The organism is Nodosilinea sp. AN01ver1 (genome assembly GCF_050565655.1).
Taxonomy (GTDB): domain Bacteria; phylum Cyanobacteriota; class Cyanobacteriia; order Phormidesmidales; family Phormidesmidaceae; genus Nodosilinea.
Map to the genome: position 1 here is coordinate 119,600 of NZ_JBNXVS010000012.1, position 9,672 is coordinate 129,271.

A 9,672-nucleotide genomic window follows, 5' to 3' on the forward strand; every position below is an offset into this window, starting at 1 on the left:
GGTGCGTCGGTAGGGTGCATTAGGCCCCAAGCAAATCAATACTCTAGGTGGTAGTGCATTTTAGTAAAGGACAGAGGAAAACGTAGGCGATTCCCGTTCTGCCAGCTTCTCTCTAACTTGGCGATTGTAGTCGTGGATGAACGTCCAAATCGCACCAATGTGATTCTCTAGCTTTTTGGAAAAGGACAGCGTCTTTCTCACTAGCCGGGAAATCCGCTGCCTCAAGGTGTTGTTCAGGCGTTCGATGTAGCTCGTCAAGCCACTGTCTTTGCCGACGGCAACATGCCGTTTGCTCGGAATCACGGTGACGTAGGCCTCCCAGTAATCGGTGTAGACCTTGGCACACTGTCGATATACCGCCGGGATGGACTGCCATAGGGCAATCGCTGATTCCCGAGAGCGATCTCCGATATGACAGCCGATGATCTCTCGGGTATCAGCATCGATCGCCACCCAGACCCACTGCTTGTTGCCTTTATTGTCGACAAAAGACCAGAGCTCATCCATCTGCACCTTGAGCTTGCCTTTGGCCTTGGGGACGACCGCTGCCGCTTTGGACACGGCGTCATAACATGCGTTGACATAGGTCTGGAGCCAGCTATCCGAGACATCGGTGACCCTGGCGATACCGGCTAATGGAATTTTCTCCAACAGCAGTAGATTAACGAAGGCCCGAGTATCCTTGTCTTTCGGCTTCCACTGGGGATCTTCGACGAACTGGCGGTTGCAGTCTCGGCACTTGTAGTTTTGTTTACCACGCCGGGTAGTGCCGTTCTTGGAGATGTCGTGAGACCCACAGGTTGGACAGGTCATCTCGATTGTCATGGAGCCTACTCCCCCAGAATCTAGAAGTGCAACGGCGTTACCTTATTTCTCTCTATCCTTTACATTAATCCACTACCCTCTAGGTAATGATTCTGGGGCTGGCCGTAATGCACCGCTGCGAGGATGGGGAGCATAAGGTATGGGTCACGGCATGGGTGGGCGGTGCATTGGCGGGCAGGGGTTGAAAGAGATGGAGCAGAGGTGAGGGGCCGCCGAATGCACCCTACGGGATCATTCCACTACGGTGACGATATCGCCGTCTTGTAAAAACCCGACGCCGGAGGTGACAACCTGTTCCCCAGATTGCAGCCCCTGAAGAATCTCCACCTGGGCGGCCTCGTCGTTGGCAGCGGCAAGTCGGTTGCCGACTTCTACCGCGCGGGCCGTGACCTGGTTGCCTTCACTTAGCACAAACACCTGGGTAGTGCCGTCGGGCTGGGGCTGTAGCGCCGTTGCGGGAATGGTTAAGCCCTGGCGCGAGCTGGTGGTAATTGCACCGCGCAAGAACATGCCGGGCTTGAGCAGTTCGCTGCTGGGCAGCGCGATATTCACCGTCGCTACGCGAGTGTCGGCATCGACCACCGGGTCGATCGATCGCACCGTGCCCTGAAGGCTAATGCGGCTGTCGGTAGTGGAGGTAATTGCCACCGGGGCTCCGATCGCCACCTGGTCGAGCTGGGCCTGGGGCACCTCAGCGGCCAGCTCTAGCTGGTTGTTTTGAATCAGCGTCACAATCGGCGTGCTGGGGGATGAGACATCGCCGACGGTGGCCAGGCGCTCGGCAATCACGCCCGCGACCGGAGCCCGCACGGTGGTCTGGCTGAGCTGGGTTTGCAGGCGCTCGATCGCGGCCTGCTGCGATCGCACCCCCGCCTGGGCGCTCTCCACCTCGGCCCGCGCCAGCGCCACTGATTCACGAGCGTTGACGGTCTCGGTGCGCTGGCGGGTCAGCTCCTGCTGACTGACTGCCCCGCGATCGGCCAGGGATTGAATGCGATCGAGGTTAGACTGGGCCTCTGTCAGGCTCGCCTGGGCCTGGGCCAGCGAGGCCTGCTGCTGGCTGACCTGGGCCTGCGACACGGTGAGCTGGGCCTGGGCCTGGCGCAGATCGGCCTGCAGGGTGGCGTCGTCTAGGGTGGCGATCGCCTGCCCGGCGCTGACAGCATTCCCTTCGCGCACCAAAATTTGGCGAATCTGCAAACCGCTGGCCTGGGGCGCGATCGAGAGCAGATCAATCGCTTCAACCGTACCGTTAACCGCTAGCGTATCGGCGACGGCCGCCGGGGCGGCAGGCTCCACCGTTACCGTTTGGGTGGCCACTGCGGCTGTCTCATCCGTTTCTGGGGGCGTGGCCTCTCGCCCGCCCAGCAGGCGAGTCCCGGCCAGAGTCAGCAGTACCCCCGCCCCCAAGCCCAGCAGTATCCCCGACCATCGGCCCGACCGTTGCGGTGGTGTGCGGCCCGAAGCGGTCTCGCTATAGTGAGTCATATCTTTCTCGGCAAATGAGCTAGCTGTCTCTAGGGGCGTCTCCAAAGGGGTGGCCAAAGGGTCAAAATAGGGGAGTTGAGGCACGAGTACACCCTCAGGAAGAACGCCTGGGTAGGTTACGAAATGTTTATTTTCCCATTATGACTTAAACCCTTCCGCGCTTGGGATCGCCTGATTTGTCGAGGAAATCGCCCTTTCTCTCAGATTTAGGCGACCAATCTCAATATTTCTACTGACTCGGATCACACCCCTGAATCGGGAAGGTTTGGTCTAATAGCAAGATGTACCAAATCCAGCTCGGGATCTGTAGTTTCCCCACCGGCAACAATTCACTTCTGGACTTGGATTTGGTTTATCCACCGCGTGAGCTTTGTTTGCCCAGTCGTCACTGCTCCCTCACGCCATTGGCTCGACTCTCAAAAAGGCAGGTCTTGGGAATGTTTAACGCTACTGAAATCCTCATCAGTGACTTTGTAGAGAAGCTGCGGACTGGGTACCACCGCACCTACGGCGGCCAAAACCCCGACTACGAAGACATCATCGCCTGGGCGGGCAGCATGGCGCTCGAAAATATCGCCAACAGCGACGCGCTCTATCACAACGTTGAGCATACCGTTTTGGTGGCGCTGGTCGGCCAAGAAATTTTGCGGGGTAAGCACATTCGCGAGGGCGGCGTCACCTGCAAAGACTGGATGCACTTCATTATTTCCCTGGTCTGCCACGACATCGGCTATGTCAAAGGCGTCTGCCGCAGCGACCAGGACCGCAACCTCCTCTACTCCACCGGCAAGGGCGACGAGATGGTGCCGCTCAAGCCCGGTGCCTCCGACGCGGCGCTGACGCCGTACCACGTGGACCGGGGCAAGCGGTTCATCGAAGAACGCTTTGGCAACAACCCGGTGATTGACGCCAGTGTGATCAAGTACAACATCGAGCTGACTCGCTTTCCGGTGCCCAACGAAGAAGACCACCAGGACACCCACAACTTTCCGGGACTGGTGCGGGCCGCCGACCTGATCGGGCAGCTCAGCGACCCCCGCTACCTGAAGAAAATTGGGGCTCTGTACTACGAATTTGAGGAAACTCGCCAGAACGAGTATCTGGGCTACCAGCACCCCGGCGACCTGCGGGCCAACTACCCCAAGTTCTACTGGAATGTGGTGCACCCCTACATTCAAGATGCCTTGCGTTATCTGTCGCTGACCCAGGAAGGTAAGCAAATAATTGCTAACCTCTATTCAAATGTGTTTATGGTGGAGAACGAGCAAACCGTAATCCACACCTGACCCCTTTTACAATCAGCCTATGACCTGGTGGCGCAAGCTTAGAACCAATCGCCTGGCTCAAATCGGTGCGATCGTGCTGATCGGCCTCTACACCGTGGCTCTGGGGGCCGACTTTTTTGCCCCCTACAGCCCCTACGAATCTCAGCTCAACGGGTCGCTGCTGCCGCCGACCCAGGTGTACTGGCGCGATGCCGAAACCGGGCGGTTCTTTCCCCACGTCTACCCCACCACCCAGGGGCCAGTCGATATAGACACTGGCGAGCGCAACATCATCGTCGATCGCAGCCAGCCTTCCCCCCTCCGCATTTTTCATCGCGGCGACGACGGGCGGCTCACCCTGTTCGACACCGCTGGCCCCGCCCGCATCAACCTGCTGGGCACCGACGAGCAGGCCCGCGACCAGTTCAGCCGCCTCATCCACGGCAGCCGGGTCAGCCTTAGCGTGGGGCTGATCGGCATCGCCATCTCGTTTCCGCTGGGCATGCTGGTGGGGGGGCTGGCCGGGTACTTTGGCGGCGCGGTCGATGCCGTGCTGATGCGGCTGGTCGAAGTGCTGATGACGATCCCCAGCATTTACCTGCTGGTGGCCCTGGCGGCGGTGCTGCCGGCGGGTATCTCCAGTACCCAGCGGTTTATGCTGATTGTGCTGATTACCTCGCTGGTGGGCTGGGCCGGACTGGCCAGGGTGATTCGCGGTCAGGTGCTGTCAATTAAAGAGCAGGAGTTTGTGCAGGCCAGCCGGGTCATGGGCGGGCGAGCGCTGTACATCATCACCCGCCACATTCTGCCGCAGACCGCGACCTACGGCATTATTGCCGCCACCCTGGCGATTCCCGGCTTTATTCTGGCTGAGGCGGTGCTGAGCTTTATTGGCCTGGGTATTCAGCAGCCCGATGCCTCCTGGGGCAACATGCTCACCCTGGCCACCAATGCGTCTATTCTGGTGCTTCAGCCCTGGCTAGTGTGGCCCCCGGCCATTCTGATCGTGCTGACGTCGCTGGCCTTTAACCTGCTGGGCGATGGCCTGCGCGATGCCCTCGATCCGCGCACGCTGAAGCAGTAGCTGGATCTGGCTTTCTTCGCGTCCCCGAAAGCAGTAGCCTGAAGGTAGGGGCTTGAGCAGGAACCGCCAAATGGCAACCTTAACCTTCAAAAAACTGGGGCGAATTGTCGCGATCGCCGTGCTGTGCCTGTCGCTGTGGAGCTGTGGCCTGGTCAACCCTCGACCACCAAAGGCCGTAGTCGAACTGGCGATCGCTCAAAAGCTTGCCCAAACCCAGGCCGTGCTCTACCGGCAGTTTGGCTCCGCTGTTGACCCCGCCGATCTGGCCCAGGTAGGCCGTATTCGCATCAGTGACCACCACTGGACTACGCTGGCCAACCAGCCAGCGGTGGAGGTGTCGGGCACCTACCACCTCAAGGGAGGGCAGCTCACCGTCGCCCAGCGCCGCCAGACCAGAGACTTCGACCTTTACCTGCGGCGAGGCGACAGCAAAGACCAGTGGCTGCTGCTAGAGCCGGTGCTGGCGCGATCGGGGGAGGTGCTGCGGTGGCAGCCGACGCCGTTGATTGAACCGGAGGCCGCGAGCCCAGTCTAGCGATCGCGGGATAGCCTCATACCAAATCCTAAATAAATCCCCCCGGTTTGTGGGGGCATAGCATGCTACGCCCCTACGGGGTTCCTGATTGTGAATCGGGGTCTACCAAATCAGGTTTTGCGTCAATCGGCGCGATCGCGTTCTAGCATCAAGGTCACCGGCCCGTCGTTGTGGATTTCGACCTGCATCATCGCCCCAAATTTGCCCGTTTCAACCCGCAGACCGCTGGCCCGCAGCAGCGCCACAAAGTCTTCGTACAGCGCTTCGGCCTGGGCGGGTGGCGCAGCCCCATCAAAGGAAGGCCGTCGCCCCTTGCGGCAGTCGCCGTAGAGGGTAAACTGGCTGACCACCAGCAGTTCGCCGCCAATGTCTTGAACCGAGCCGTCCCAGCGCTCGCTGCCCGGCGACGGAAACAGCCGCAGGTCGAGGCACTTGCGGGCCATCCAGGCCAGTTCGGCGCTGGTATCGGTGGGGGCAATGCCCACCAGCAGGTTGAGCCCCCGGCCAATTTGCCCCACCACCTGCCCATCAACGGTGACGCTGGAGGCGGTCACTCGCTGCACTACGACTCGCATGATGTCGAGGCCTGGGCGGCAAACTTTTGCTGCCACACCGCTCGAATCTGCTCGGCGGCAGCCTCCATATCGGCCTGGGAGGGGGGCTTGCCCAGGGTGCGAAACACCTGTAGCTCTAGCCCTTTTAGCCCCAGCTCCTCGGGGTGGTGCCCGTCAGGGTAGCGGGGCTGCAGCACAAAGTGGACGTGGTAGGGCGGTTGGTCAACCCAGAGGCCAACGTAGACGCGCTCGGCCCCCATTGCCAGGGCGATCGCCTCCGACATCTGCTGCAAAAAAGGCCCCATCGAGGCCGACTCCGCCGCCGTTAGCTCCCACAGGTTTTCGCGGTGGGTGCGGGTTTTGATCACCACTGACCCCAACCCGTAGGGGCCAACGCAGTGGTCTGCCACCCACCAGGGGTTTTCGGCGATCGTGCCGCCGGGCACTGTCTGAGTTCCAGCCAAGATTTGGCAGGCGAGGCAGTCGGGGTGTTGCTGTGGGGTGCCGTTGTCGGTCATAGGGCAAAAAGATACCGATACGATGACAGTGCGCCGGGTCGTTCAGACCTTGACCATAATCTGATCACCCTCGATTTTGGCTTCGAAGGTGGTCAGCGGCTTAGGCGGCGGCCCGCCGCTCACCGTGCCGTCTGGGTTGAAGCGGCCACCGTGGCAGGGGCAGATAAACAGCTCTTGGCCGCGGTCCCAATCTACGGTGCAGCCAGCATGGGTACAGATCGGGCTCACCGCCAGCACCGCGTCTGGCAGGCTGGGGTCGCGCACAACGACCAGGTCTTTACCCCCAATCGCGCCGGTTACGCTGCCCTGGGCCACCAGGTCAGCCATACTGCCCAGGGTCGTAAACTCACCGCTGCCCTCAGCGTCAGACGCAGAATCAGACTGACAGGCGGCGATCGCGATCGGCAGCGAGGTCGTCAGCAGCCCCAGGCCCAGCAAATTGGTAAAGTCTCGCCGCTTCATGCCGCCGCTACTTGCCAAATCCCTGGCCCCGCTTCGTTGAAGGAATGCCCAGGCAGGCGTTGAGCTGCGATCGCAGGGTATCGTGGTCGAGGTTTTGGCCAATCAGCACCAGCTGGTTTTTGGGTGCGCCCGTCCACTCGTCATCGTCGAGCGAAAAGCGTTTGCCGCTGAGGTGAAAGATGTGGCGCTTGGGGCTTTCGTCAAACCAGAGAATGCCCTTGGCCCGAAACACCGACTCCGGCAGCTGATTGTCCAAGAAATGCTGGAACTTGCGAATGGCAAAGGGGCGATCGCTGGCAAACGACAGCGAGGTAAAGCCGTCAATGGCCAGATGGTCCGAGGCGTATTGCCCGTGGCCATGATCATGGTGGTCATGGTCGTGCTCACAGTGGCCGTGGTCGTGATCGCAGTTGCTGTGATCGTGAGCCCCGTGATCATGGCCGTGATGATCGTGGTCATGATGATCGTGATCGTGGACAGCTTCAGCGCTGTCGTTGCCAAAGTATTTATCCGACTCAAACAACCCCACACTGAGGATCAGCGGCAGGGGAACCTCGGATTTGGTGGTGCGTAAAATCCGCGCTCCTTCTTTAACATCGCGAATTTTGACCTCCAGCAAATCCAGGTCGGCATCGTCGACCAGGTCAGCCTTGTTGAGCAAAATAATGTCGCCGTAGGCGATTTGGTTGTGAGCCGCCTGGCTATTGAAGAGATCCAGGCTGTAGTTTTCGGCATCCACCACCGTCACAATCGAGTCGAGCCGGGTCAGGTCGCGCAGCTCGGTGCCCAAAAAGGTGAGGGCAATGGGTAGCGGATCAGCCAGTCCGGTGGTTTCGACCACCAGGTAGTCGATCTTGTCCTGGCGCTCCAGCACCTTGTACACCGCCTCCATCAAATCGTTGTTGATGGTGCAGCAGATGCAGCCGTTGCTGAGTTCGACCATGGTGTCGTCGCTGTTTTCGGTAGCGATCAGCAGGTCGTTGTCGATGCCGATTTCGCCAAACTCATTCACCAGCACGGCGGTCTTCAGCCCTTCCTGGTTGGCCAGAATGTGGTTTAGCAGGGTGGTTTTGCCGCTGCCCAAAAAGCCGGTGATGATCGTGACGGGCAGACCGTGTTTAGTGTCATCCATCGCCTGAGACTGGACGGGGGGAGCAGCGGTAGACATAGGTGCTCTTTGAACGCAAGGACATTTTCCATACTAGCGATGAATTGCAGTCGTGGCGGCCAGGGTAGGGATTGTTTAAGGAAGCAACCCAGGGACACCAGCGATCGCCCGCACCAAGACGTTGATCACCCCGCTGCACAAACCAGTACAATTGCATTGATTTCGCCTTTGGAAGCGGCCATGTCCCTAAACCCCGACGATCTGCCCCGCTGCGGCTGGGTTCACGCCGAGCCGATCGAGATTGCCTACCACGATACTGAATGGGGCGTACCGCTGCACGATGACCGCAAGCACTTCGAGTTCATCCTGCTCGACGGCTTTCAGGCCGGGCTGAGCTGGATCACCATTCTGCGCAAGCGCGAAAACTTTCGCGCCGCCTTCGATGGCTTTGACCCCGAGGCGATCGCCCGCTACGATGAGGCCAAGCACCAGGAACTCTTGCAGAACGCAGGCATTGTCCGTAACCGGCTCAAAATTGCCGCCGCCACCCGCAACGCCCAGACCTTTCTCCGGGTGCAGGAAACCTTCGGCAGCTTCGATCGCTACATCTGGCAATTTGTCGATGGCGAAACCGTTCAGAATAGCTGGTCAACCCTGGCTGACGCCCCCACTCGCACCGCAGCCTCCGACACCATGAGCAAAGACTTGAAGCAGCGCGGCTTTAAGTTTGTCGGCACCACCATTTGCTACGCCTACATGCAGGCCGCAGGCTTGGTCAATGACCACACCATCGACTGCTTCCGCCATCAAGAATTGGCATAACGGTCTGCACTTCACCGGACAGCACTAGACTTTGCTTCATAACTGATAGTGCAATCTGTTGCTTGGTGTGCAAGTTATGCTTAACAAGGACTTGCACACCAAGCAACAGAATGTTTCTATTCAATTGTGATCTGCGCCATCTTGCCTGTAATTTATAGTCTTGGAAGGATCAACCTTCGGCACTCTACTTTGAGGTGAGGGAGAAGGTGGTGACTGTGATGGAGCCTGACCTTGGGGTTGATTCTGCGGTTTGTCTGTCATTGTGTAAAACCTTTAGTGATGAGCAACATTAAGCTTACTTATGATTATACGTTAGGCTCTATAAAGGTTGTGAGTGACAGTATTGATAAGATAAACACAAAACTTGCGGTGATTTTAACTATCAGTGGAGTTTTGGTAAATTTTGGGAAAGATCTTCCTGGCTATTCTGTGGCAGGAGCCACACATTCAAGTTCAATTTATTTCTGCCTATCTTGTTATCTAATGAAATTAAGTGCTTATATTTTAATTATTTCTGCCATTGCATTAGCTTTATGGGGCTTATGGCCTGCAACCGGTGGGAAGATAGTTTTGCCTGAACAGTTGCTAGAAGATGAATGGAATCTCGCCGACGAAGAAAACTATCTGGTAGCTTTAGTTAAATATTTAGAAAAAGAGACGCTACTGGTATTAAATGATATTCGGGATACAAAAGCGAGTAGATTGGATTGGGCTATCCGAGCAATAGCATCAGCAGTCGTTTTATTAGGGCTAGATGAAATCCCAGGGCCATTTCATTCTCAAGGAAGGCTGAAGATGCTAGAGTTTCAGGCTGATTCATCTTTTCCTTAGGCTCTATGCATCTTTCTCCTCCATCCCCTGCTACGGTTCCCCAAACCCACCCTGAGTCGTTGCCTGAGCGGATCGAGATTCTGGAAGCCTTCGCTGATCTGCCCGACGTGCGTCAGGCGTCTGGGAAGCGGCATCATATGGCCCTGTGCCTGGCGCTCTTTACCCTGGCGGTGACAGCAG

General features: G+C 58.2%; 11 protein-coding genes. 5 read left to right on the plus strand and 6 right to left on the minus strand.

The genetic code is table 11. The features are described from left to right. Nucleotides 1-60 precede the first annotated feature (60 nt). Entirely contained in the window at nt 61-813 is a 753-nt protein-coding gene (locus tag ACQ4N7_RS12230) for an IS1 family transposase (protein WP_430711796.1), read from the minus strand. Nucleotides 814-1,056: 243 nt separating this feature from the next. Continuing rightward, entirely contained in the window at nt 1,057-2,397 is a 1,341-nt protein-coding gene (locus ACQ4N7_RS12235; RefSeq protein WP_430711785.1) for an efflux RND transporter periplasmic adaptor subunit, read from the minus strand. Between the two features lie 353 nt (nt 2,398-2,750). Between ACQ4N7_RS12235 and ACQ4N7_RS12240 the strand changes: the two genes are divergently transcribed. From ACQ4N7_RS12240 to ACQ4N7_RS12250, 3 genes are all read left to right on the plus strand, one after another. Further along, complete coding sequence (locus ACQ4N7_RS12240) at nt 2,751-3,599, plus strand: Npun_R2479 family HD domain-containing metalloprotein (RefSeq protein WP_430711786.1); 849 nt, start codon at nt 2,751-2,753, stop codon at nt 3,597-3,599. 19 nt (nt 3,600-3,618) lie between these two features. Beyond that, entirely contained in the window at nt 3,619-4,662 is a 1,044-nt protein-coding gene (locus tag ACQ4N7_RS12245; RefSeq protein ID WP_430711787.1) for an ABC transporter permease, read from the plus strand. A gap of 70 nt (nt 4,663-4,732) precedes the next feature. Then, the gene (locus tag ACQ4N7_RS12250; protein ID WP_430711788.1) at nt 4,733-5,197 is read left to right on the plus strand and encodes a hypothetical protein; all 465 of its coding nucleotides are present in this window, start codon (nt 4,733-4,735) and stop codon (nt 5,195-5,197) included. 122 nt (nt 5,198-5,319) lie between these two features. Here the strand turns inward: ACQ4N7_RS12250 and dtd are convergent, their stop codons facing one another. The 4 genes from dtd to ACQ4N7_RS12270 are packed head-to-tail and all read right to left on the minus strand — an operon-like array spanning nt 5,320 to nt 7,899. Beyond that, entirely contained in the window at nt 5,320-5,772 is a 453-nt protein-coding gene (dtd, locus tag ACQ4N7_RS12255; RefSeq protein WP_430711789.1) for a D-aminoacyl-tRNA deacylase, read from the minus strand. After that, nucleotides 5,760-6,269: an HIT family protein gene (locus tag ACQ4N7_RS12260; RefSeq protein WP_430711790.1), complete on the minus strand. Its 510-nt coding sequence runs from the start codon at nt 6,267-6,269 to the stop codon at nt 5,760-5,762. Before ACQ4N7_RS12260 ends, dtd begins: the two co-directional genes overlap by 13 nt. A gap of 42 nt (nt 6,270-6,311) precedes the next feature. Then, nucleotides 6,312-6,731 (minus strand): ubiquinol-cytochrome c reductase iron-sulfur subunit, encoded by a 420-nt coding sequence (locus tag ACQ4N7_RS12265; RefSeq protein ID WP_430711791.1) that lies wholly within the window; start codon nt 6,729-6,731, stop codon nt 6,312-6,314. A gap of 7 nt (nt 6,732-6,738) precedes the next feature. After that, nucleotides 6,739-7,899 (minus strand): CobW family GTP-binding protein, encoded by a 1,161-nt coding sequence (locus ACQ4N7_RS12270; protein WP_430711792.1) that lies wholly within the window; start codon nt 7,897-7,899, stop codon nt 6,739-6,741. Between the two features lie 180 nt (nt 7,900-8,079). Here ACQ4N7_RS12270 and ACQ4N7_RS12275 point away from each other — a divergent pair, with 180 nt between their 5' ends. Both ACQ4N7_RS12275 and ACQ4N7_RS12280 read left to right on the plus strand, forming a co-directional pair. Then, on the plus strand, nt 8,080-8,661 hold the full coding sequence (locus tag ACQ4N7_RS12275) for a DNA-3-methyladenine glycosylase I (RefSeq protein ID WP_430711793.1): 582 nt from the start codon (nt 8,080-8,082) through the stop codon (nt 8,659-8,661). Nucleotides 8,662-8,940: 279 nt separating this feature from the next. Continuing rightward, nucleotides 8,941-9,492, plus strand: coding sequence for a hypothetical protein (locus tag ACQ4N7_RS12280; protein ID WP_430711794.1), 552 nt, complete (start codon nt 8,941-8,943; stop codon nt 9,490-9,492). Nucleotides 9,493-9,672 lie beyond the last annotated feature (180 nt).